At 67.5% G+C, this 23,259-nt stretch carries 19 protein-coding genes; 9 read left to right on the top strand and 10 right to left on the bottom strand.

The genetic code is table 11. The features are described from left to right. Positions 1 to 5 precede the first annotated feature (5 nt). The 5 genes from folC (at position 6) to AC5P9N_RS15010 (ending at position 5,559) form a co-directional block, all read left to right on the top strand. Complete coding sequence (gene folC, locus AC5P9N_RS15030) at positions 6 to 1,277, top strand: bifunctional tetrahydrofolate synthase/dihydrofolate synthase (protein ID WP_099484795.1); 1,272 nt, start codon at positions 6 to 8, stop codon at positions 1,275 to 1,277. A gap of 81 nt (positions 1,278 to 1,358) precedes the next feature. Beyond that, positions 1,359 to 2,402 (top strand): SPOR domain-containing protein, encoded by a 1,044-nt coding sequence (locus AC5P9N_RS15025; RefSeq protein WP_099484794.1) that lies wholly within the window; start codon positions 1,359 to 1,361, stop codon positions 2,400 to 2,402. Positions 2,403 to 2,448: 46 nt separating this feature from the next. Beyond that, positions 2,449 to 3,228 carry a CvpA family protein gene (locus tag AC5P9N_RS15020; RefSeq protein ID WP_012479253.1) on the top strand — a complete coding sequence of 260 codons (780 nt, stop codon included), beginning with the start codon at positions 2,449 to 2,451 and terminating at the stop codon, positions 3,226 to 3,228. Positions 3,229 to 3,258: 30 nt separating this feature from the next. Then, complete coding sequence (purF, locus tag AC5P9N_RS15015; protein WP_005408246.1) at positions 3,259 to 4,725, top strand: amidophosphoribosyltransferase; 1,467 nt, start codon at positions 3,259 to 3,261, stop codon at positions 4,723 to 4,725. Positions 4,726 to 4,734: 9 nt separating this feature from the next. Beyond that, a complete protein-coding gene (locus tag AC5P9N_RS15010) occupies positions 4,735 to 5,559 on the top strand; it encodes a ferritin-like domain-containing protein (RefSeq protein WP_005408247.1) in 825 nt (274 codons plus the stop codon). A gap of 68 nt (positions 5,560 to 5,627) precedes the next feature. On the opposite strand, the gene AC5P9N_RS15005 is transcribed toward AC5P9N_RS15010, so the two are convergent. Continuing rightward, entirely contained in the window at positions 5,628 to 7,085 is a 1,458-nt protein-coding gene (locus AC5P9N_RS15005) for a T6SS phospholipase effector Tle1-like catalytic domain-containing protein (protein ID WP_060380638.1), read from the bottom strand. Positions 7,086 to 7,310: 225 nt separating this feature from the next. Between AC5P9N_RS15005 and AC5P9N_RS15000 the strand changes: the two genes are divergently transcribed. Then, the gene (locus tag AC5P9N_RS15000; protein WP_495223840.1) at positions 7,311 to 8,564 is read left to right on the top strand and encodes a zinc-dependent metalloprotease; all 1,254 of its coding nucleotides are present in this window, start codon (positions 7,311 to 7,313) and stop codon (positions 8,562 to 8,564) included. A gap of 87 nt (positions 8,565 to 8,651) precedes the next feature. Here the strand turns inward: AC5P9N_RS15000 and lpxH are convergent, their stop codons facing one another. The 4 genes from lpxH to AC5P9N_RS14980 form a co-directional block, all read right to left on the bottom strand. After that, a complete protein-coding gene (gene lpxH, locus AC5P9N_RS14995; protein WP_099484793.1) occupies positions 8,652 to 9,398 on the bottom strand; it encodes a UDP-2,3-diacylglucosamine diphosphatase in 747 nt (248 codons plus the stop codon). A gap of 94 nt (positions 9,399 to 9,492) precedes the next feature. Then, the gene (locus AC5P9N_RS14990) at positions 9,493 to 10,032 is read right to left on the bottom strand and encodes a phosphatase PAP2 family protein (RefSeq protein WP_005408251.1); all 540 of its coding nucleotides are present in this window, start codon (positions 10,030 to 10,032) and stop codon (positions 9,493 to 9,495) included. Further along, positions 10,013 to 11,158 carry a glycosyltransferase family 4 protein gene (locus AC5P9N_RS14985; protein WP_005408252.1) on the bottom strand — a complete coding sequence of 382 codons (1,146 nt, stop codon included), beginning with the start codon at positions 11,156 to 11,158 and terminating at the stop codon, positions 10,013 to 10,015. Before AC5P9N_RS14985 ends, AC5P9N_RS14990 begins: the two co-directional genes overlap by 20 nt. Positions 11,159 to 11,300: 142 nt before the next feature. Further along, positions 11,301 to 14,225, bottom strand: a complete 2,925-nt coding sequence (locus AC5P9N_RS14980) for a TonB-dependent receptor plug domain-containing protein (RefSeq protein WP_005408253.1) — start codon at positions 14,223 to 14,225, stop codon at positions 11,301 to 11,303. Between the two features lie 143 nt (positions 14,226 to 14,368). Between AC5P9N_RS14980 and AC5P9N_RS14975 the strand changes: the two genes are divergently transcribed. After that, entirely contained in the window at positions 14,369 to 14,542 is a 174-nt protein-coding gene (locus AC5P9N_RS14975; RefSeq protein WP_154213985.1) for a hypothetical protein, read from the top strand. 77 nt (positions 14,543 to 14,619) lie between these two features. On the opposite strand, the gene ppx is transcribed toward AC5P9N_RS14975, so the two are convergent. From ppx to AC5P9N_RS14950, 5 genes are all read right to left on the bottom strand, one after another. After that, on the bottom strand, positions 14,620 to 16,146 hold the full coding sequence (ppx, locus tag AC5P9N_RS14970; RefSeq protein ID WP_005408255.1) for an exopolyphosphatase: 1,527 nt from the start codon (positions 16,144 to 16,146) through the stop codon (positions 14,620 to 14,622). A gap of 269 nt (positions 16,147 to 16,415) precedes the next feature. Beyond that, positions 16,416 to 18,503, bottom strand: coding sequence for a polyphosphate kinase 1 (gene ppk1 / locus AC5P9N_RS14965; protein WP_005408256.1), 2,088 nt, complete (start codon positions 18,501 to 18,503; stop codon positions 16,416 to 16,418). A gap of 4 nt (positions 18,504 to 18,507) precedes the next feature. Continuing rightward, the gene (phoR, locus tag AC5P9N_RS14960; RefSeq protein ID WP_005412369.1) at positions 18,508 to 19,839 is read right to left on the bottom strand and encodes a phosphate regulon sensor histidine kinase PhoR; all 1,332 of its coding nucleotides are present in this window, start codon (positions 19,837 to 19,839) and stop codon (positions 18,508 to 18,510) included. Between the two features lie 106 nt (positions 19,840 to 19,945). After that, entirely contained in the window at positions 19,946 to 20,635 is a 690-nt protein-coding gene (gene phoB / locus AC5P9N_RS14955) for a phosphate regulon transcriptional regulator PhoB (RefSeq protein WP_005408258.1), read from the bottom strand. Positions 20,636 to 20,751: 116 nt separating this feature from the next. Further along, positions 20,752 to 22,398, bottom strand: a complete 1,647-nt coding sequence (locus tag AC5P9N_RS14950; RefSeq protein WP_043033734.1) for a M48 family metalloprotease — start codon at positions 22,396 to 22,398, stop codon at positions 20,752 to 20,754. Between the two features lie 142 nt (positions 22,399 to 22,540). Between AC5P9N_RS14950 and grxC the strand changes: the two genes are divergently transcribed. Then, complete coding sequence (gene grxC, locus AC5P9N_RS14945) at positions 22,541 to 22,831, top strand: glutaredoxin 3 (RefSeq protein WP_004154541.1); 291 nt, start codon at positions 22,541 to 22,543, stop codon at positions 22,829 to 22,831. Beyond that, positions 22,828 to 23,220 (top strand): carboxymuconolactone decarboxylase family protein, encoded by a 393-nt coding sequence (locus AC5P9N_RS14940; protein ID WP_005412372.1) that lies wholly within the window; start codon positions 22,828 to 22,830, stop codon positions 23,218 to 23,220. The genes grxC and AC5P9N_RS14940 overlap by 4 nt, the downstream gene beginning before the upstream one ends. The last annotated feature ends 39 nt before the right edge of the window (positions 23,221 to 23,259 follow it).

The raw sequence follows: 23,259 nt of genomic DNA, 5'->3' as shown, positions 1-23,259 counted from the left end.
CTGCCGTGACGAACACCCCGACCACCCTGGCCGACTGGCTGGACTACATTGAACGCCAGCACCCGGCGAGCATCGACATGGGACTGGAGCGCGTGCGCGCCGTGGCCGCGGCGATGGGCCTGGGCGCGCCGGCCAAGCGCACCATCGTGGTCGGTGGCACCAACGGCAAGGGCTCAACCGTGGCTTTCATCGAAGCCATTGCACGCGCCGCCGGCTGGAAGGTCGGTGCCTACACCTCGCCGCACCTGCTGCGCTACAACGAGCGCGTGCGCATCGACGGCCAGGACGTGGACGATGCCGCGCTGGTCGCCGCGTTCAATGCCATCGAAGCCGTGCGTGGCGAGATCACGCTGACCTATTTCGAGTACGGCACGCTGGCCGCGCTGCAGCTGTTCGCCGACGCCGGGCTGGACCTGGCGGTACTGGAAGTGGGCCTGGGCGGCCGCCTCGATGCGGTCAACATCGTCGACGCCGACGTGGCGGTGATCACCACCGTGGACATCGACCATGCCGAGTGGCTGGGCGAGGATCGCGAGGCGATCGGGACCGAGAAGGCCGGCATCATCCGCGGCTGGAAGCCGGTGATCCTGGGCGAGACCGATCCGCCGTCGAGCGTGCTGCGCCGTGCCTACCTGGTTGGCGCCAATGCGATCCGTGGTGGCAGCGACTATTTCTACGAGCCGATCGATGCGCAGCGTTGGCGCTGGCGCGATGTCGGCCTGCGCATGGAACTGCCGACCCCGGCGCTGGCCGGCCCGATCCAGCTGGCCAATGCGGGTGCCGCCATCGCCGCGCTGCGCGCGCTGGACAAGCCGGTGCCGCGTGCGGCGTGGGCCGCCGGTGTCGCAGCGGCGCGTATTTCCGGCCGGCTGCAGGCATTCGAGCGCGATGGCGTGCAGATCCGCGTCGACGTCGGCCACAACCCGCAGGCGGCGGGCCACCTGGCGCGTGCGCTGAAGGCCGAGGTCTCTGCCGGGCGCACCCTGGCGGTGTACGCCGCGCTGCAGGACAAGGACGCAGCGGGGGTGGTGCAGGCGCTGGAGGACGTGGTGGGCGAGTGGACCCTGGCCGGGCTGGAAGGCCCGCGCGGGCAGAGCGCCGCCCAGCTGCAGGCACGCCTGGCCGGCACCGCCGCCGCCACGGCGCTGCTGGCTGACAGCGTCGAACAGGCACTGGCGCAGGTGCTGGCCCAGGCCGAGCGCGGTGACCGCGTGCTGGTGTTCGGCTCCTTCCATACCGCTGCCGCCGCCCTGCAATGGCTGCAGGGCGATGCCTGATACGCGTTCAGCCAACGCCGACGCCGTCCGGTCCGGCACCCGTATAATCGATGCCAATCTCCGGACAGTTGCCTGCCTCACGTGGATACGCCTCTGAAACAGCGTCTGATTGGTGCCATCGTGCTGGTGGCACTGGCCGTGATTTTCCTGCCGATGCTGGTCAAGGGGCCGGCACCGGACAGCGGCGTGGCCAATGTGCCGATCGCCGCGCCGGATTCACCGGCCGATGGCCAGTTCGAAACCCGTGAACTGCCCCTGGTCGCCCCGGCCGGTGGTGCCACCGGCCTGCAGACCGGGCAGGCCAAGCCGCTGCAGGACGCCGCGACGCCGGCCACTCCGCCGACCGTGGACACCTCGCCGACGGTCGCCGCCGGCAACTATGCGGTCACCTTTGGTGCCTACGGCAGCAAGGCCGACGCCGACGCGGTGATCGCCTACCTGAAGCGCTCGCAGCTGCCGGGCTTCGCCGAAACGGCGACCATCAACGGCCGCCAGGCATGGCGCGTGCGCGTGGGGCCGTACGCCGACCGTGCACAGGCCGAGGCCGCCCGCCTGCAGGCGGTGAAGATCCGTGCCGATGTGAAGGCCGAAGTGATCACCCTGGATGCCGCAGCGGACAGCAGCGCCCCGGTGGCAGCCACCCCGGCACCGGCTACGCCGAGCGCCAGTACCCCATCTGCCGCCACCGCGCCGTCGGCCAGCAGCAACCCGGTGCGCAGTGAAAGCCTGCCGCCGAGTACGCCGACTGCAACGACCACTCCGGCGGCCAAGCCCGAGCCGCCGAAGCCGGCGCCGAAGCCCGAAACCCCGAAGCCCGAGCCGAAGCCGGAGGCCACCGCCAGCAAGCCGGCAACGGCCCCGGCCACGCCGGCAGCACCGGCCGCCAGCGGCGTCGGCTTTGCCGTGCAGCTGGGCGCGTTCGGCCAGGCCAACGATGCCAACGCCCTGCGCGACAAGGTCCGCGCCGCCGGCTTCAGCGCTTTTGTCGAGCAGGTGCGCACCGAAAAGGGCACCCTGCATCGCGTCCGCGTCGGGCCGGTGGCCAACCGTGGCGATGCCGAGCAGCTGAAGGCGCAGGTTGCCGCCAAGGTCGGCGTGGCCGGCATGGTCCGACCGCACCCATGACCCACGCGCAGCCTCGTTGCCAGCGCCGCCGAAGGAGCGGGGCGCCATGATCGACGTGGTGCTGCTGATCGTGATCGCCGCCTCCACCCTGCTGGGGATGCTGCGCGGCTTCGTGGGAATCGTCATCGGCACCCTGTCGTGGCTGCTGGCCGCGTGGGCGGCCTTCGCCTTCGGCAATGACGCCGCACATTGGTGGGCCGCCCCGGCGGCCCCCGGTGGCGAACACTTCGTCGGTGGCTACCTGGGGGTCGGCATCGGCGTGATGATCGTGGTTGCGGTGATCGGCATGGTCATCAAGGCCCTGGTCCACCGCAGCATGCTGACCAGCCTGGACCGCCTGCTGGGCGGGGTGCTGGGCGCCGTGCGGGGCGGCCTGATCGCCGCGATCCTGCTGCTGCTGGGCAGTTTCACCCCGCTGACTGCCGAGCCTTCCTGGCAGCGCTCGGCGGTGCGGCCACTGCTGAACCCCACCGTTGCCTGGATGAACAGCAAGCTGCCGCACTGGGAGGTTCCCGGGGCCGATCTGCTGCCCAAGGCCTTGCCGACCGACGCGCTGTCCCCATCTGCATTGATGGAGTTGGGCAAGAACGCAGGCGCCGGGTTGGGAAAGCCGGGCGCGGCAGGCGATAATGGCATCCTCAACCAGGTAGTGGCAGGCAGCGGATGGCTGCGGCCTGCGAAAGCGGAACAGGGCGATTCCTACGATCCGGCCGAAGTGCGTCCGGACGCCCCAGCACTGCCGGACAGTATCGAGCCGGGCGATCCGGCCAATGTCGACCGCAGGCGCGGCGACCACCGCGGCCAGGTACGGCCACCTTCCTTGTAACTGGGCACAGCCCAGCGGAGACCTCGCACCATGTGTGGCATCGTCGGAATCGTCGGCAACCAGAACGTCGCCGGGCAGTTGTATGACGGCTTGACCGTCCTCCAGCACCGTGGCCAGGACGCGGCGGGCATCGCCACCGCCAACGGCAGCCGCCTGCGCGTGCAGAAGGCCACCGGCCTGGTCCGCGATGTGTTCGATGCCCGCACCATGTCCACCCTGGAAGGCAGCGTCGGCATCGCCCACGTGCGTTACCCGACTGCCGGTTCGGAAGGCATGGACGAGGCGCAGCCGTTCTACGTCAATTCGCCGTACGGCATCGCGCTGGCCCACAACGGCAACCTGATCAATACCGAGGCGCTGCGCCAGCAGGTGTTCGAACAGGACCGCCGCAACGTCAACACCGATTCGGACAGCGAAGTGCTGCTGAACGTGTTCGCCTACGAACTGGAGCAGCAGCGCCAGCTGAGCCCGGAAGCCGCGATCCGCGCGGTGGCTGGCGTGCACCGCCGCTGCAAGGGTGGCTATGCAGTGGTCAGCGTGGTGCTGGGCCTGGGCCTGGTCGCCTTCCGCGACCCGCATGGCATCCGTCCGCTGGTGCTGGGCAAGCGCAGCCATGCCGAGGGCGACGAGTACATCGTGGCGTCCGAGTCGGCCGCGCTGGACGTGCTGGGCTTCCAGCGCGTGCGCGATGTGCAGCCGGGCGAAGCGCTGGTGATCACCGCGCGTGGCGAGCTGTTCTCGGAGATCTGCGCCGAGCCGGCCGAGCACACCCCGTGCATCTTCGAATACGTGTATTTCGCACGCCCGGATTCGATGATCGACAACGTGTCGGTGCACAAGGCGCGCATGCGCATGGGCATCAAGCTGGGCGAGAAGATCCTGCGCCTGCGCCCGGACCACGACATCGACACCATCATCCCGATCCCGGATACCTCGCGCGACGCTGCGCTTGAGATCTCCAACGTGCTCGGCGTGAAGTACCGCGAAGGCTTCATCAAGAACCGCTACATCGGCCGCACCTTCATCATGCCGGGGCAGGGCGAACGCGTGAAGTCGGTGCGTCGCAAGCTCAACCCGATCCACCTTGAGTTCCGCAACCGCGTGGTGCTGCTGGTGGACGATTCGATCGTGCGTGGTACCACCAGCCAGCAGATCGTGCAGATGGCCCGTGACGCGGGCGCGCGCAAGGTCTATCTGGCCAGCGCCGCGCCGCCGGTGCGCTACCCGAACATCTACGGCATCGACATGCCGGCGGCCGAGGAACTGGTCGCGCACAACCGCACCGTGGAAGAGATCGAAGCCCACCTGGGCTGCGACTGGCTGATCTACCAGGACCTGGAAGACATGGAAGCGGCAGTGAGCGAGGGCAATCCGGCGCTGCGCAACTTCGATTCGTCCTGCTTCAACGGCCACTACCCGACCGGCATTGAACCGGGCTACTTCGAGCGCATCCAGCAGCTGCGGTCGGACGACGCCAAGCACAAGCGCCGCGCCTGAGGACCAGGCGTGGTTGACGTGCCCGACGTTGCTGGCGACCTGCTGCGCGCAGCGCAGCAGTGCCTGGCCGAAGCCGACCCGCTGCGCAAGGTTGCGCTGACCCAGGCCTACGCCGCTGCGTTCCGTGCCGGCCGCCTGAAGGTGGCTGCCGACGCGCTACCGCCAGAGCCGATCCGCATGCCGGGCCGGCCGGCGCAGCTGGTGCTGGTGCACCCGCGCGAAGTGCCGCGGCGCGGACTGGGCGGTGTGGAAGGTCGGGCTGCCTTCATCCACGCCATCGCGCATATCGAACTCAACGCGATCGACCTGGCCTGGGACGCGGTGTACCGCTTCCGCGGCCTGCCGCCGGCATTCCATGCCGACTGGGTCAGCTGTGCCGACGACGAATCGCGGCACTTCATGCTGCTGCGGGAGCGCCTGCAGGTGCATGGCCACGACTACGCCGACTTCCCCGCGCACAACGGCCTGTGGGAAATGTGCGAAAAGACCGCGCACGATGGCCTGGCACGCATGGCGCTGGTGCCGCGCGTGCTGGAAGCGCGCGGCCTGGACGTGACGCCCGGCATGATCGAGAAACTGCGCAATGTCGGTGATGGCGAGACCGCCGATGTGCTGGAAGTGATCCTGCGCGAGGAAGTGGCACATGTGGCTGCCGGTTCGCGCTGGTACCGCTGGTACTGCGACCGCGCCGGCGTCGAACCGCGTGCACGTTTCAAGGAACTGCTGGTGGAGTACGCCGGCGGCTACCTGCACGGACCGTTCAACATGGAAGCGCGCCTGCTGGCCGGTTTCGACGCGGATGAGCTCGCCAACCTGGTCGAACAGGCCGGTTGAAGAAAAGGGGACGGAGGGGATTAAGTCGTTTGTGGCACAAACGACTTAATCCCCTCCGTCCCCTTTTTTCAGGCGTTCGGCAATACCACGCGCTTGCCATCCACCGTCGGCCGGTTGATGTAGAACAGGCCGGGACCCGGCCGGTAGGGTAGTTCGCTGACGCCGGCATCGGCGGCGTAGGTCAGTGCGGTGTCGCCCAGTGCATCGAAGTTCCAGTGCGCCGACTGCATCAGGTAACGCCGGCGCAGCAGCGCCTCCTGTGTCTGCGTCAGCGGCTGTCCGGCCACCAGGCGCCGTGCGATCGGCTGCAGGGCGGACGGCAGCTCCCAGCCAGGAACCTCGGCGGCATTGGCGGTCCATTGCACGCCGGCGTCGATGGCCTGCTGCTGCATCACCTGCAGTGCGATCAGCTGGTAACGCCAGTCGATGCGCCGACGCAGCACCACCGCGGCGGTCACATACAGCACCGGTGACAACAGCACGCTGCGGCTGCCGGCGCGACGCTGCTGCTGCCACTGGTGCCAGACATCCACCCAGACCTCCTTCTCACCCACGCCCAGCTGCTGGCGCCAGCGTTCGGCATCGGCCTGCGTTTCAGCGTAGACCGTGGTGGCCCGCAGCAACGCCAGTGGAGGTACCTGGTAGTCGGCAACCGCGGGGCGGCGCAACTGTTGCCGGCGCGGGCGGCTGAGCAGCTTGGGACCTTCTTCCAGCTGGTTGTAGCCACCGCCGATATTGGCGTGTACGCCGGGTAGGGCGATCTCGGCAAACGGCGGTGCCACGCTGGTCAACGGATAGTGCTGGCGATGTTCATCGCGTGCAGTGAGCTGCACGACGCGACCGGCGATGCCGCTGTGCAGGGCCAGCTGCGGCCGCTCATCGGCGCGGCCGCCATTGACTGCGACAACGGTGTCGAACAGCCCGATGAAGCGCAGCACCGGCGTGGCCGGGGCGAAGTTCGCAGTGCAGGACAGGCCGGCGGCCTGCAGCAGCTGGCGCCAGCGCACGCTGTCCCAGCCCTGCAGTTGGTTGGCGATGTCACGTGCGGCAGCAGCACCGCGTGAATAACCGAACAGGTCCAGCTGCACGCCATGCAGCGGTCGCTGCCAGCGTGCGGATAGTCCCGACAGTGCGGCCGGAAGCAGCACCTGCAGCGCGCGCTGCACTTTCGCGCGAACGCCACTGGCACCGATGCCGAAGGCCAGCCCGATCAGATCGTCGTCGGCATCATCGCGGGTACCCACGCCTTCGACATAGATCGACAGCGAGGGAGCGGCCATCGCATCACGGCGGCTGTCCGGATACAGCTGCTGCAGGCGCGCGATGTTGGTCAGGCCGTTGTCGTAGCTGCTGGTCAGCCGGCTCTGGTAGGTCGAATCATCGTCCGCGCGCAGCTGCGCCGGTCGAGGCTGCGGAACCTGCGGACGGCCGCGCGCCAGGTTGTGTGCGTTGTTGCGGGTGCCGTCGAAGAACAGGCCGATCCGCAGCAAGCCGACATCTTCGTCCGTGTCCTTCGCTGGTGCCATGTGCATTCCCCGTCGTGGCCGCGTCACGGTAGCGCGAAAGCGGTGTATTGGCGAAGTGTAGTGACGCTTTTGACCTTACTTAACGCAGATGCGGTCGATCACAGTTCCTGATTTTCATTTCCATCTTCTATTGAATTCACACGACCCGCGCAGGCCATATGGCCAAACCCGGCAAACCCGGGCGTGCTGCATCAACGCTGTTCACATCATTCAAGGAGCGACGCAATGTTGTCCAGATCGATTGGCAAAGCGGCAGGTGGCCTGGTGTTGGGTTTGTCGGTGGCGGCAGCCGCGCACGCGGCACCGTTGTTCGAACCGGTGACGGTCATCAGCCGGGCATCGGCCAACAGCGAGCCTGCACTCGGCAAGCTGCTGGCCACCCCGTCCACGGCGACGGTGCAGGAAGTGCGTGTCGACGCGGCGGCTACGGCGCAGCCGCAGCTGGAATTCGAGCTGCTCGGCAAACGGGTGCAGGCGGTGCGCAGCAAGGTCGAGGCGCTGCCCGATGGTGGCAGCATCTGGTACGGCCAGTTCCGTTCGCCGTCCGACCGGTTGACCGCCGCCACCTCCAGCGGCCAGGACGATCCGGGCAATTCGTTGATCCTGGTACGTTCGGGCGACACCATCACCGGTTCGATCCGCAAGGACGGCAAGCTTTATCGCCTGCGTCCACTGGGTAACCGCCACGTGCTGGTCGAGGTCGACGAATCGAGGATGCCAGCCGATCATCCGGCTGACTACAACCAGCTGCCGAAGATCCCGATGGCCGACAACGACCACATCGGCATCGCGCAGGCCTCTTCGGGAACGCCGGCGACCATCCGCGTGCTGGTGGTGGCGACCAATGCGGCGGTCACTGCCTATGGCGGCAACATGCAGTCGCTGGTGCAGCTGGCGGTGGCCGAGTCCAACCAGGGTTACGTCAACAGCAACGTCGGCCTGACGCTGCAACTGGCCGGTTACGAGACCACCAACTACAGCGAGTCCGGTAACTTCACCACCGACCTGTCACGTTTCCGTGGTACCAGCGACGGCTACATGGACAGCATCCACACCAGCCGCAACACCACCGCGGCCGACGTCGGCGTGCTGCTCATCAACAACAGTGCCTACTGCGGCCTGGCCTCGGGCATCAGCTCGACCGCGTCGACCGCTTTCGCGGCGGTGTACTGGGATTGCGCGACCGGCTACTACTCCTTCGCACACGAGATCGGCCACCTGCAGAGCGCGCGGCATGATATCGCGACCGACTCGAGCACCTCGCCGTACGCCTATGGCCATGGCTATCGCTATGAACCGTCCACCGGCACCGGCTGGCGCACGATCATGGCCTACAACTGCACCCGCAGCTGCCCGCGCCTGAACTACTGGTCGAACCCGAACATCAGCTACAACGGCATCCCGATGGGCAATGCCAGTACCGCCGACAACCAGCGCGTGCTGGTCAATACCAAGGCCACCATCGCGGCCTTCCGCTGAGGCCAGGCGCCGACCAGGGGCGGCGTCTACCCGGGCACGTGCACCTGCCCGGGTAGATGCCAACCTTGGTTGGCACCCTCGGACCCATCATTCGCGCGCGAGCGTATCCAGCGACCAGCCGCCGGCATCCACGCGCAGCACCGAACCCTGCTCGTACCAGTCGCCCAGCACGATGCGGGTGCAGGCACGGCCACCGGCCTGCAGCGAATGGATCGCCGGGCGGTGGGTGTGGCCATGGATCATGGTGTTCACGCCGTGGCGCGCGAACGTGGCATCGACTTCGGACGGCGCCACGTCGGTGACGGTCTCGAACTGCGCGCGATCACCCTGTTTCATTTCCGACTGGCGGGCCTGGCTGGCTTCGCGCGCTTTCTGCGCGAACGCGATACGCGCTGCCAGCGGCTGTGACAGGAACTGTGCCTGGAACGCCGGGTCACGCGTCTGTGCACGGAACTGCTGGTAGGGAATGTCATCGGTGCACAGCAGGTCACCGTGCTGCAGCAGCACCGGGCGACCGTAGAGGTCGATCATGCACGGGTCGGGCAGGATGCGCAGGCCGGCACGGCGCGCGTAGTCCTCGCCAAGCAGGAAGTCACGGTTGCCGCGGATGAAGTACACCGGCACGCCGCTGTCGGACAGCACCTTCAGTGCATCGGCCACTGCGTCGGCGGCGGGCGAGGGCGTGTCGTCACCGATCCAGGCTTCGAACAGGTCGCCGAGGATGTACAGCGCATCGGCGCCGGGCGCCTGCTCGCGCAGGAAGCGCAGGAACAGGTCGGTGATCTCCGGACGGCTGGGGTCCAGGTGCAGGTCGGAAATGAACAACGTGGTCATGCGGGCATTCTAGGGCATCAACGATGACGGTAGCGCCGCCGGCATCGTGGGGATCAGATCCCTCTCCGAAGGAAAACGGATCTGACCCCGGGGGCTACACCGGCAACGGCAACCAGGCCAGGCTGGCCGAGGCCAGCCCGATGGCGATGCCGGTGGCGGCCAGCACGTCGGACGGGTAGTGCAGGCCGAGTACCACCCGCGACAGCGCCACGCCCGCCGTGAACGGCACCAGCAGTGGCGCCAGCCACGGGTAATAGGCCAGCGCCACGATGGTGAACGACACCGCGTGCAGGGTATGCCCGGAGGGGAAGCTGAACTCGTCCAGCGGTGCCACCCAGGCACGGATGCGCAGGTCGGCGGCATACGGGCGCGGGCGCCGGGTCCAGCGCTTGAGGCCCTTGTACAGCAACAGCGCGGCCAGGCCGGTGGCGGCCATGTGCACCGATGCGCGCAGGCCATCGAAGCCATCAAGCAGCACCAGGGCGCCCATCAGCACATACCAGAACACGCCATCACCGAGCCGGCTGATGACCGCGAACAGGCGGCGCACACGGCGGCGGCGGCAGTAGTGGTTGGCCCGCCGGCACAGGCGCGCTTCGCGGTCGGCCAGCAGTTCAAGCCGCGTTGTGCGCATGGCCGGTCCTCCGCGACTGGGCCAGTTCGGCCAGCAGGGCGTCGAATTCCGCCACCACCTGCTGCGGATGCAGGCGCTTCATGGCGCGTGCGGCGTTGCTGCCCAGCACGTGGCGCTGCGCGTCATCCGCGGCCAGTTGCACGGCCGCGTCGATGAACTGCTCGTCGTTGTCCACTGCGGCGCCATTCTCGCCATTGCGCAGGTACTCGCGCGCCGCGCCGTAGTCGAAGGCCACCGTTGCCACGCCGCTGGCCATGCTTTCAAGGGTCACGTTGCCGAAGGTCTCGCTGCGGCTGGGGAACAGGAACAGATCGCCGCTGGCGAAATGACGTGCAAGCGCATCGCCACGCTGGACGCCGCAGAAGATGAAGTCGGGATTTTCATGCGCCAGCTTTTCGCGGGCCGGGCCATCGCCCACCCACACGAAGCGGGCCTTCGGACGGATCTGCTGCAACCGACGGAAGGCCTTCACCGCCAGCCCGAGGTTCTTCTCCGCGGCGATGCGGCCGACATAGATCGCGACCAGGCCGTTGCCGTCCACGCCCCACTCTTCGCGCAGGGCAGGGTCACGACGGTTCGGATCGAACTGCTGGCTGTCGACCGCGCGCGCCAGCAGGCGCACGCGTTCGAAGCCCTGTTCGCCGAGGAACTGCTGCAGTTCGCGGGTGGGCACCAGGGTTGCATCGGCCTGGTTGTGGAAGCGGCGCATCCAGCGCATCGCGGCGGCCTGCAGCCAGGCCACGCCGTAGTCGGGCAGGTACTCGTCGAAGCGGGTGTGGAAGCCACTGGCCACCGGGATGCCGAGGCGCCGTGCGGTGCGCACCGCCGACCAGCCCAGCGGGCCTTCGGTGGCGACATAGACGGCATCCGGGCGTTGCTGCTGCCAATGGCGACCGAGCCGGATCGGTGCCGGCATGCCGAAGCGCAGGCCGGGGTAGCGCGGCAGGGCGGCGCCGGGAACCAACAGGGTGCCCGGTGCGGAGTCCAGCGCTTCGTTGGCCTGGCGGGGCCGGATCAGGTCGATCTCATGGCCGGAATTGCGCAGTCCCTGCTCCAGCCCCTGTACGGTGAGGGCAACGCCGTTCACTTCCGGCGGATAGGTCTCGGTGACGATGGCATAGCGCATGGCGGGCCTCCGGGTTTCCGGCATGCTCGGGCCTGGCGATGTAGCCGATGTGACCGCTTTGCGACCGGCAGATGACGCGGCCGGAAGCGTACGCCACCACGGCCCCGAAGGGCCGTGGTGGGCACCGTGCGTGGTGCGTGGATCAGAAGCGCTGCTGGTACTTCATGTAGATGAAACGGCCGATGTCGAAGCCACCGTAGTAGGAGAAGTTGGCACTCGGCTGGCTGTACATGGCCGGGCCCTGGCGGCCGAACACGTTGTTGGCGCCGATTGAAACGGTGGCGTCCCACGGCAGGCTGTAGCGCGCCTGCACGTCATGGAAGGTGACCGATCCACGACGGTTGTAGTCGCGCGTACCGCTGAACCACGGCGCGCGCTGGTCGGGATGGGAACACTCGTTCGGATAATCCTCCGCACCCAGGCAGCGTTCCTTGACGGCGGAGAAGTAACGCAGGCCCCAGGTCAGGCCGAGGTTGCCATGCTCCCAGCCCAGCGACGCGTTGGAGCGCACGCGGAAGCCGATGCCGCCGTTGGTGGCAATGCCATTGCTGGGGATGGCCGGTACGCCGGCTTCGTTGGTGGTCTTCTCTTCGGCGTTGACCACATAGGTGGACTTCCAGTCAGCGCTCAACCTGCCCCAGCGGGTTTCGACCTTGTGGCCAATCTCCAGGTCGTAGCCTTCTGCCTGGCGGAAGCCGCTGTTGCGGTTGCCGAAGTTGAGTTTGTTGACGATGCCCAGCTCCGGGTCGCGGGTGAAGCTGCTGCAGCGCTCGGCAATACCCAGCTCGTAGCAGTCGCGAAGGATGTCGTTGGGATGGTCGGAGACGATGGTGTTGTCGATGCGGATCTTCCACCAGTCCAGTGCGATGTGAAGCCCTTCGGCGAACGTCGGGCTCCAGACCAGGCCCAGAGTGCGGCTGGTCGAAGTTTCCGGCTGCAGGTCGGGATTGGAGCCGTTGGTGAAGGGCAGGGGAGTCTGCCCACTGCTGCCGGTGATGGGTTCATTGCCCTGGCCGAGCTGGCGGTAGGTGTCGGCGTTGGCGATGTCGGCAGCACAGCGCGCGCGGACCTCGGCACTGCTCGCGGCTGCGCCATGGACTGTATCGCAGGGATCGCGGAAGCCGGTGGTGAACGTCTCCGAGCCGCCGCCGTACAGGTTGGCGATGGTCGGCGCACGGAAGCCCTGTGCCCAGGTGCCGCGGACCAGCAGCTGATCGATCGGCTTCCAGGTGAAGCCGAACTTGCTGTTGAGGGTTCCGCCGAAGGTGGAGTAGTCCGAGTACCGCGTCGCCGCGCTGAGGGTCAGCTCCCGGGCACCGGCGAGGTCGCGCAGCACCGGCACGCTCAGTTCCAGGTAGGCCTCGTCGACGCGGTAGCCGCCACCGGTGGGGCCTGCCGCCAGGTTGGTGGTGGCACCGGTCTGCGCAAGTGCATCAGGGATGAAGCGGCCGTCCTCGCGGCGGCTCTCGGCCCCCACGGCGAAGCCCAGCTCACCGGCGGGCAGGCTGGCAAGGCTGCCGCTGAGGTTGGCGAACAGGTTGCGGGTGGTGGTGCGGCCGCGGGTGAGTTCTTCCGGGAACAGCCAGTCCTGGAGCTCCGTGTTGCCGGTCAGGCCATAGGGATCGTCCTGGCCATACGGAACCAGCGGGTTCCAGGGTTTGCAGCCTGCGATCGGCGCATCTGGCGTTCCGCATTCGACCTTGCCGGTTGCCGGGTTGTAGAACGAAGGACCGGTGGCATCGGCCACGCGCTGCTTGTGCAGGTTGCCGGTGGCACGTTGGGTCAGCTCACTGCGGTTGTACTGGTAACCCGCTTCCCAGTCGAAGTCGCGACCGCCGAATTCGAAGTTGCCCTCGAGTGCCGCGACGGCCTGCCAGGTGGTCAGATCGCTGGTGCTGACGCGAGGAATCTCCCAGGTACGACGGTTCCAGTGCACATCGCTGGGCGTGTCGTAGCCGTGATGGCTGCCGAACGGATTGAACCAGCTGTCGGCCGACATCGGGGTGATGCCGGCTGGGCCGGATTGGAAGGGATAGCCGGCAATCTGGCGCGTGGTGGTGCGCCGGTTGTAGGCCAGCTGGGTGTTGAAACGGACCTGGTCGTTCAGCTCCACGCGCGCATCGACGAAGATTGAATCGCGCTTGATCGGCGTCTGCAGATGCATCTGCTCGTTGCTGTTGCTGACATCACCGGTGAACGGTGTGTTGTCGCTGAGGTGGAAGCTGTCCGGCCCACCTGGCTGGCTGCCACGGTCGAGCGAGTAGCTGCAGCCCCGGCTGTTGCTGCAGCCGGGGCCCTTGAAGCCGGTGATGCGACCCCACTGGCCGACCGTGGTCCAGCCGTCATCCGCGTGGCCGTCGGTATAGGTATAGGCACTGAAGCCGCGGTCCCTGGCCCAGACGCCCTTTTCTTCGACATGCTCGGCAGCAACGCTGATGGAAGCACGGTCATTGGACCAGCCGGCAACCACGTCGTACTGGGTACGGGCACCGTCGCCTTCACTGTATTGGCCGTGATAGACGTTGGCGGTTACACCCTGAACGTTGCGCCGGGTGATGATGTTCACCACGCCGGCCATCGCGTCGGACCCGTAGATGGCCGAGGCACCGTCCTTGAGCACTTCCATGCGTTCCACCGCAGCGGCAGGAATGCTGGAGATGTCCTGAAAACCCGAAGTGGTCATGCCCAGCCGCTTGCCGTTGACCAGCACCAGGGTGCGCTGGGCACCGAGGCCACGCATGTTCACGTAGCTGCCGCCGGCGGCTTCGCCGGCGCTCAACGGGCTGGCGCGGCTCAATGCCGGGCTGCCGGTCGCGGTCAGGTTCTGCAGGATGTCGGCAACGGAGTTGAAGCCCTGTCGCTCGATGTCGGCGCGGCTGACGGTCAGCACCGGCTGTGCGGTTTCCAGGTCGACCTGGCGGATGCGTGAGCCGGTGATTTCGATGCGGTCCAGCGTGGTGGCTTCCGGTGCCTGCTGCGCGAGCGCTGGAACGGCCAGGGTTGTGGTCGCCGTGATTGCAAGCGCACGACGGATCGCCAGCCCCAGTGCGGGAATACGGATGGTCATGGGTGTCTCTCTCTCAGTCTTCGAAGTCTTCGGTGCGCAGCCAAGCGGGCCGCGCCAACGCCACCGCAGGCGGTGGTTGTTCGAACCTAGTGAAGGAGGAGCGGGAGAGGTATGGGGAAAGGACGAAATCGCCATGGAGCGGCATGACGCTTCCGCACAAACCGGAAGTGAATCAATCGATTGATCTGATCGACGGCGGAGCGATGGACGATGCGCCCTCGCCCCGACTCTGGACCGAAAGCGTCATGGCAATTGCAGGCAGCGACAACCTGCGCGGAAACAGAAAAGACCATGGCTCCGAAGGGCCGTGGTCGTAGAGCTTCAACAGCTTGTCGAACACGCGCGGAAGAGGCCTATGGCGACGCGTCATGACGTGCCGCCCTGGCCGTAGGGATCAGGCCACGAATGGCCGGAACTGGATGCCCAGCCCGGCGATGCCGTCGGTCTCGCCGATCAGGTCGGCGCGGAGCAGCGGGCGCGCATCGATGAAGGCCTGCGGCACGATCAGCGACAGGCGGTTGTCGTCCGCGGTCAATTCCAATGCCGGCAGCGGATCGTCCTCGTGGGCGCGGTTGAGCAGTACCGCCAGGCGCAGCAGGGCGGCCAACCGGCGTGCGGTCAGCAGCAGGCGCTCGGGCAGGGCGTCGAACGCGGTCTTGGTCACGCTGCGGCGATGGCTGCGTACCAGTGCGGCCAGCATCTGCTGCTCCTGCCGCGAGAAGCCGGCGATGTCCGAGTGTTCCAGCACGTAGCTGCCATGCACGTGGTAGCCGCTGTGGGCAATCATCAGGCCCAGCTCGTGCAGGCGCGCGGCCCAGCCGAGCATGCGTGCGTCGTCGGCATCGAGTTTCCAGCGCTCCTGCACCTGCTCCAGCAGCGACAGCGCGGTGTCCTGCACGCGGTCGGCCTGTACCGTGTCGATGCCGTAGCGCTGGCTGAGCGCGGCCACCGATTCGTCGCGCAGGTCGTTCTCACCGGCACGGCCGACGATGTCGTACAGGATGCCTTCGCGCATCGCCGCCTTGCTGACCAGCAGCTTCTGCAGGCCCAGGGCCTGGAAGGCGGCCTCCAGCACCAGGATGCCGCCGGCGATGATCGGGCGGCGGTCGCTGGACAGGCCCGGCAACTGGATGTCGTCGATCTTCTTGGCCTTCAGCAGCTCGTCGCGCAGCTGGGGCAGGGCCTCGGCGGTGATCGCGCCCTTGCTCAGCTTCATCGTCGCGCAGATCTCGCTGATTGCCTTGTGCGTGCCCGAAGATCCGAGCGCTTCCTGCCAGCCCAGTGCGCGGTACTTGCTGGCAAAGGGCTGGAACTCGCGGCCGATCTCGGCCAGCGCGTCCTTCCAGCGCTTCTTGCTCAGCTTGCCGCCGGGGAAGAAGCGGCGGGTGCTCGCGATGCAACCGGCCTGCAGGCTTTCACGCTCCAGGGTCTGCATGCCCATGCCGATGATGAATTCGGTGGAGCCGCCGCCGATGTCGATGACCAGCCGGCGCTGGCCGGGCTTGGGCGGTTGCGCGTGGGCCACGCCGAGGTAGATCAGGCGCGCTTCTTCGCGGCCACTGACCACTTCGATGGCATGCCCCAGCGCGGTTTCGGCCGGGACCAGGAACGACTGCGGCGAGCGCAGCTGGCGTACGGTGTTGGTCGCCAGCGCGCGTACCCGGTGCGGCGGCACATTGCGGATGCGCTGGCCGAAACGGGCCAGGCATTCCAGCGCGCGCTGCCGTGCGGCGGAAGAGAGCCCACCTTTGCCATCAAGGCCATCGGCCATGCGCACGGTCTCGCGCAGCCGGTCGATCACCCGCAGCTGGCCGAGCGTGTAGCGCGCGATGACCATGTGGAAACTATTGGAGCCAAGGTCGATGGCGGCCAGCAGGTCGCCATCCTGCAATGCGGGCGGAGTCGTAGTGGTATGCGGCATGGGCGAATGTTAGCCGAAGGGGCGGTGTGCTCGTCACCGCGCGGCCTTCACATTTTGGAAGAGGGGAGTGCGGCAGGGCTGCGCTGCACCCGCCGAATCAACGGCAACAGCAAAAGCGAGCTATCCGTGGGTTGGCGGACCCACCCCGCCTTCGACAGATTTCTGCGATCTGATGGTGGGTGCCGACCGTTGGTCGGCACTGATCCTATCCCGCCCCAAATCGGTGCCTACTGCTCTTGGTAGGTGTCGACCTTGGTCGACACACCGGGTCAGAGCCCCTGCATCAATGCCATCTGCGCGGAATGCGGGGCTTCGTCGTGGGCCGGGGCACGCTTGTGGTAGATGCCGTCGGCATCCAGTTCCCAGGCGTTGAGGTTGTCGTCCAGGTAGTTCTGCAGCACCTCGCGGTAGACCCGCTTGGCCAGCTCCGGGTCGAGGATCGGGAAGCAGGTCTCGACCCGGCGCAGCAGGTTGCGCTCCAGCCAGTCGGCGCTGGCGCAGTACATCTCCGGTGCGCCGTCGTTGCCGAACCAGTAGACGCGGCTGTGCTCCAGGAAGCGGCCGACGATCGAGCGCACGCGGATGTTGTCCGAAATGCCCGGCACACCCGGGCGCAGGGTGCAGGCGCCGCGGATGATCAGGTCGATCTGCACGCCGGCCTGCGAGGCGGCGTACAGCGCGCGCACCACCTGCGGTTCGTTCAACGCGTTCATCTTGGCGATGATCCGCGCGGGGCGGCCGGCGGCGGCGATGCGCGTTTCGCGCTCGATGCGGCCGAGGATGCCGGTGTGCAGGGTGAAGGGCGACTGCAGCAGGCGCTTGAGCTTCATCTTCGAGGCCAGCCCGGACAGCTGCTGGAACAGCAGGTGCACGTCGTTGCCGATGTCCGCATCGGCGGTGATCAGGCTGATGTCGGTGTACGCGCGGGCGGTGCCGCTGTGGTAGTTGCCGGTGCCCAGGTGTACATAGCGGCGCAGCTTGCGGCCCTCGCGGCGCACGATCAGCAGCATCTTGGCGTGGGTCTTGTAGCCGACCACGCCGTACACCACCTGCACGCCGGCTTCCTGCAGGCGATCGGCCAGGCCCAGGTTTGCCTCTTCGTCGAAGCGTGCGCGCAGTTCAACAACCACGGTCACGTCCTTGCCGTTGCGCGCAGCCTGGATCAGTGCATCGACAATCAGCGAATCCTTGCCGGTGCGGTACAGGGTCTGCTTGATCGCCAGCACGTTGGGGTCGATCGCCGCCTGCCGGATCAGGTCCAGCACCGCGGTGAAAGCATCGAACGGGTGGTGCAGCAGCAGGTCCTGGCGCGCCGCGGTCTCGAAGATGCCGTCGCTGTCGCGCAGCGTGCGCGGGGTCATTGGCGGGTACTTCAGGTCCGGCTGTGCGATCAGGTCGTACAACTGGATGATGCGGTTGAGGTTGACCGGGCCGTCGATGCGGTACACCGCGTTCTCGGTCAGGCCGAAGTTCTGCAGCAGGGTGCGCACGATCTCGCGCGGCATGTCCTGCGCGATTTCCAGCCGCACCGCCGGCCGGTAGCCGCGATCGACCAGTTCGTCGCGCAGTGCCAGCGCCAGGTTCTCCACCTCCTCCTCGTCCACCACCAGCTCGGAGTTGCGGGTGACGCGGAACTGGTAGGCCCCCTGGACTTCCATGCCCGGGAACAGCTCATCGACGAAGGTGGACAGCACCGAGGACAGGAACACGAAATTCTGCGACCCGCCGAGCTTCTCCGGCAGCTGGATGATGCGCGGCAGCGAGCGTGGCGCACGCACGATGGCCAGATGGCCGGCGCGGCCGAACGCGTCGGTACCCTTCAGCACCACCACGATGTTCAGCGACTTGTTGAGGATCTTCGGGAACGGGTGCACCGGGTCCAGGCCCAGCGGCGACAGCACCGGCATGATCTCGTTGCGGAAATAGGCGCGCAGCCAGCGCCTCTGCCGATCGGTCCAGGAGTGGCGGCCGAGCACGCCGATGCCGGCCTCCATCAGCGCCGGGCGTAGCGTCTCGTTCCAGCAGCGGTACTGTTGGTCGACCAGTTGTGCCGCGCGGTCGTGGATGGCGTTGAGGATCGCCTGCGGGCTCATCCCGTCCGGTGCCGGTGGCAGGCCGAATTCCTGCGCGTGGCGGACGGCGGCGGCGCGGATCTCGAAGAACTCGTCCAGGTTGGTGCAGGAGATGCACATGAAGCGCAGGCGCTCCAGCAGCGGCACCTGCGGATCCATCGCCTGCGCCAGCACGCGGAAGTTGAAATCCAGCTGCGACAGCTCGCGGTTGATGTAGAGCGCCGGGTCGCGCAACGGATCGTTGTCCGGGCTCACGGGGAGGGGGAGGGATCCGAGGCTGCTCATGGCGTCATTCTTCGATGGAAGTCAGGGGGGCGGACTCGCGCGGGCGCACGTGGTCGGCATCGAAATGGCAGGAGAACACCGAGCCCTTGCCGACCTCGCTTTCAATCTCCAGCCGCGCGTGGTGCAGGCCGAGGATGTGCTTGACGATGGACAGGCCCAGGCCGGTACCGCCGCTTTCGCGGGAGCGGCTGCTGGAGACACGGTAGAAACGTTCGGTCAGGCGTGGCAGGTGGGAAGCCGGGATGCCGTAACCGGAATCGCGCACCGCCAGCACCGCGCCATCGCCTTCGCGGCGGAACTCCACGGCGATGCGGCCACCGGCCGGCGTATAGCGCACCGCGTTGGTGACCAGGTTGGAGAAGGCGCTATGCAGCTCCTTGGTGGAACCCTGCAGGTCGACGCCGGCCAGATCGTCGATGCTGATCTGGTGGCGGCCCTGGCTGTGGGCTTCGGCCTCGCGGCGTAGTGTGGCCAGCATCGGCTGCATGGCGACGGTCTCTTCCTCGCTGTGCTCCTGCGACTCCAGCCGCGACAGGGTCAGCAGGTCTTCCACCAGCTGGGCCATGCGCTGGCTCTGCTTGCGCATTTCTTCCAGCATCGGACCGGTGCCCGGGAAATCCTCCGGGTCCATCATGTCCAGGTAACCGTGGACCACGGTGAGCGGCGTGCGCAGTTCGTGTGAAACGTTGGCGACGAAGTCGCGGCGCACCTGTTCCAGGCGCAGCAGCTTGCTGACGTCGCGGGCGATCAGCAGCCAGTAGTCCGAAGAATACGGAATCAGTCGCAGGTTCAGGCGGATCGCAGGATCGACCGGTGAGGGCACGTCCAGGATCGGCTCGGCGTTGCGGCCGCCGGCCAGCCAGTGCGCCAGCGGCATCGGCTGCAGGCGTTCGACCAGCGCCTCGCCGAGGTCGCCCGGATGATGCAGGCCAAGCAGGGCGGTGGCCGCTTCGTTGAACCACTGCACGCGCTGGCTGTTGCGGTCCAGCACCACCACGGCATCGGGCAGCGCGGCGGCAGCGGCGCGGTAGCTGCGCAGCATGTCGAGCAGGCGGCGCTTGCGAACGCGCATTTCCACCTGGTTGCGGTACAGCAGGCGGTCCAGCTCGTTCCAGACGCCGGTGCCTTCCTCGGCGGTGTCCCAGCGCTGGCGCGCGGTCAGCCGGCGCAGCACGCTGCGCAGCCGCCAGTAATGCCAGGCCAGGGTGGCCAGCGCGCCCAGTGCGATGCACAGCCACAGGTGACCCGTGAACCACCCCACCAGTCCGGAGAACAGCAGTACCGCGGCAACGGTGGCCAGGGTCTTCAACCAGGCAGAGCGGATGTGGCGGGGCATTGCGATCTCGTCGTTGAAGTGCGGCGGTTCACTGGGGTGAACCTAGGGTTATAGCAGAGTTGCCGGCGCCGGCACCCGCGGGTGCGCGGCGTCGGCACGACGAGACTCAGGTCGCGGTGGAGAAGCGGTAGCCGGCGCCGCGCACGGTCTGCACCATGTTCTCGGCGTTGAACGGTTCCAGCGTCTTGCGCAGGCGGCGGATGTGCACGTCGATGGTGCGCTCCTCCACGTACACGCTGCCGCCCCATACATGGTCCAGCAGCTGGGCGCGGGTGTAGACGCGCTCGGGGTGGGTCATGAAGAAGTGCAGCAGGCGGTACTCGGTCGGGCCGATCGGCACCGGCTGGTCGTTGGCGAACACGCGATGGGCGGCGCCGTCGATGCGGATCGGGCCGACGGCCACGCTGCCGTCCTCGTCGTCCTCGCGGGCGCGGCGCATGACCGCACGGATGCGGGCCAGCAGTTCGCGCGCCGAGAACGGCTTGACCACATAGTCGTCGACGCCGGCTTCAAGGCCACCTACGCGGTCGTTCTCTTCACCGCGGGCGGTCAGCATGATGATCGGCACTTCGCGGGTCAGCGTTTCCTTGCGCCAGCGGCGGGCCAGGTCCAGGCCGCTGGTGCCGGGCAGCATCCAGTCCAGCAGGATCAGGTCGGGGACGCGATCGGCGATGGCGGTCTGGGCCTCACGGGCATCGCCGGCGTGGACCGGTTCGTAATCGCCCTTGCGCAGGGCGAAGGCGACCATTTCACGGATCGCGGGCTCGTCATCGACGATCAGGATGCGTTTCTGCACGAGGACACCGTAGGGCTCGGTTACTGGAGTGGTGCCAGTAGACTACGGTTTGATGACATGTTTGTGACTACCTGGCGGGAACCGGTCGGGATTGCCATCGACCGGTCACGCAGCACTCAGCGGCGGTCCAGGTCCGGGTCCTGCACGCCCTGGCGGCGCAGCTCCAGCACAGTGGGGGTGATCGCCTCGATGCGCGCATCCACCCGCGCCCGGCCCACGTAGTCCAGCGCCGGGTTGCGCTTGAGGGCCTGCAGCTGCATCAACGATTGCTCCGGGCGGCCGCTGAGGAAGGCGGCCTCGGCATAGGCCTCGCTGGCGCGCACGCTGTCACCGGCCAGCTCGCTGGCGCGGGCGTATCGCTGCTGGAAGACCGGATCGTTACCACTTTGCGACAGCAGGGGCCGCAGCATGGCCTGCGCGCGCTGGCCCGCCTCGCGGGTGCCCTGTTCGTTCAGGATCTCGGCGTAGGTCAGGGCCACGGGCCGGCTGTTGGGGTGCTCGCGCAGCAGCTGCTCGAAACGGGTGTTGGCCTGCGCGCCCAGTCCGGCACGCGATTCGGCCTCGCCCAGGCCCAGTGCCAGCCACAAGTTGTCCGGGCGGGTCTGCAGCAGGCTGGCCAGGGTCTGCCGGGCCTGCGTGGCACCGCTGCGGCCCCCGCGCATGACCGCCAGCGCCTGGCCATAGCGCTGGGCGTCGTTGAGACCGTCCTTCTGCCGCTTGGCCATGTCCGCGTATTCGCGCTCCAGCTCGGCGGTGGAATCGGCGCTCAGCACGCGCAGGCGCTCGCGTGCCCACTCGAAGTCGCCGCTGGCGCCACGGGCCAGCTGGCCGACCGGAACGCGCAGCACGCTGCTGGGCAGCAAGGGGTTGTTTCCGCGCAGCAGCGGCTCGGCCAGGCCCGGGTCTGCCGGATTCACCCGCTCCTTGCGTTCGCCGCTGGGGGTACTGGTGGTCAGCAGCACCGTGTCCTTCTTCATCTGCTCGGCGCGGGCCTTGGCCTCGCTGATGCGGGTGATGTTGACCGGGTGGGTGCGCAGGAACTCGGGCACGCTGTAGCCGCCCTCGTTGCCGCGCATCGCCGCCGACATGCGCTCGAAGAAGCCGGCCATGGCATCCACGTCGTAGCCGCTGCGCGACAGGGTGCGGATGCCGAGGCGGTCGGCCTCCGATTCGTTGGAGCGGGTGTAGTTGATCTGCCGCTGCTGCATCAGGCCCATGCCGGAGCTGATCGCGGCCATCGTCGCGTTGCCGGAGGAGGTGCTATTGCTGGCCTGCGCGGCCACCACCGCCGCCAGCATGCCGAGCAGGATCGGTATCTGGTCGCGCTGGGCGCGTTCGACCCCGCGCAGCACGTGCTGCTGGGTGACGTGGGCGATTTCGTGCGACAGCACTGCAGCCACCTCGTCCTCGCGCTCGGCGGTCAGCACCAGGCCGGCATTGACCCCGATATAGCCGCCCAGCGTGGCGAAGGCGTTGATCTGGCGGTCCTTCATCACGAAGAACGTGTAGGGCTGGCGCGGCTGGTCGCTGTTGGAGCCAAGCCGGGTGCCCATGGTCTGCAGCCAGTCGTTCACCAGCGGGTCGTCCAGCAGGTAGCCGTAGTTGCGCAGCTCGCGCAGCATCATCGCGCCGTACTCGGCCTGGCGCGCCGGGGTCAGCAGCTCGCCGGCCGAGGAGCCGATGTCGGGCAGCTTCTCCTGGGCCTGGGCCAGCGGCATCGCCAGGGCCAGGGTAACGGCGGTAGTCAGCAGCAGGGCTCGCAAGCGGAAGGTCCTCGGGCAGGGCGCGCCAAGCGTGGCAGGGCAGGGGGCAACCATTCGTTAACCCACAGTGTTGCGGCGGTGGCGTGGAATTTCCAGCGCACCGGTACCATATGTAGACCGTCGATCCATCGTGGAGTTTCCCGTGACAGCCCAGACCGCCGGCGGCGCCCCCGCCATCACCATCTATTCCACCGCCGTCTGCCCGTACTGCGTGGCCGCCAAGAACTTCCTGAAGAGCAAGGGCCAGCAGTGGACCGAAGTCCGCATCGACCTGGACCCGGCCGAGCGCGAGAAGATGATGGCACTGACCCGCCGCACCAGCGTGCCGCAGATCTTCGTCGGCGACGTCCACGTGGGCGGCTACGACGACATGATGGCCCTGCACCGTGAAGGCAAGCTCGAGCCGCTGCTGGCCGGGCAGGGCCAGGCATGAGCGCGGCCGACGACGGCAGCAAGGACCGCATCGCCGAATTCACCGACTTCCGCAAGCGCATGAACGAACGCATCCTGGGCGAACCGAACCAGGTGGTGCGGCGCTTCTTCGCACTGGACACGCAGACCTACCAGGCCGGCGCGCTGGACGTGAAGACCAAGGAACTGCTGGGGCTGGTGGCCTCGATGGTGCTGCGCTGCGACGACTGCATCAGCTACCACGTGGCCCAGTGCAAGGACGCCGGGGTGACCCGTGAAGAGTTCTTCGAGACCTTCTCGGTCGGCCTGGTGGTGGGCGGTTCCATCGTGATCCCGCACCTGCGCCGCGCGGTCGACTTCCTCGACCAGCTTGAAGGCGGCGCCAGCGCTCCGGCAGCGCACGAGCACTGAGGGTAGTGCCGGCCGCTGGCCGGCATCGCCTGAACTCGA

Source organism: Stenotrophomonas sp. YJH_SMC_6 (assembly GCF_059371335.1).
Note: the sequence above shows the minus strand (reverse complement) of the source record. Positions and strands in the feature narration are given on the sequence as shown.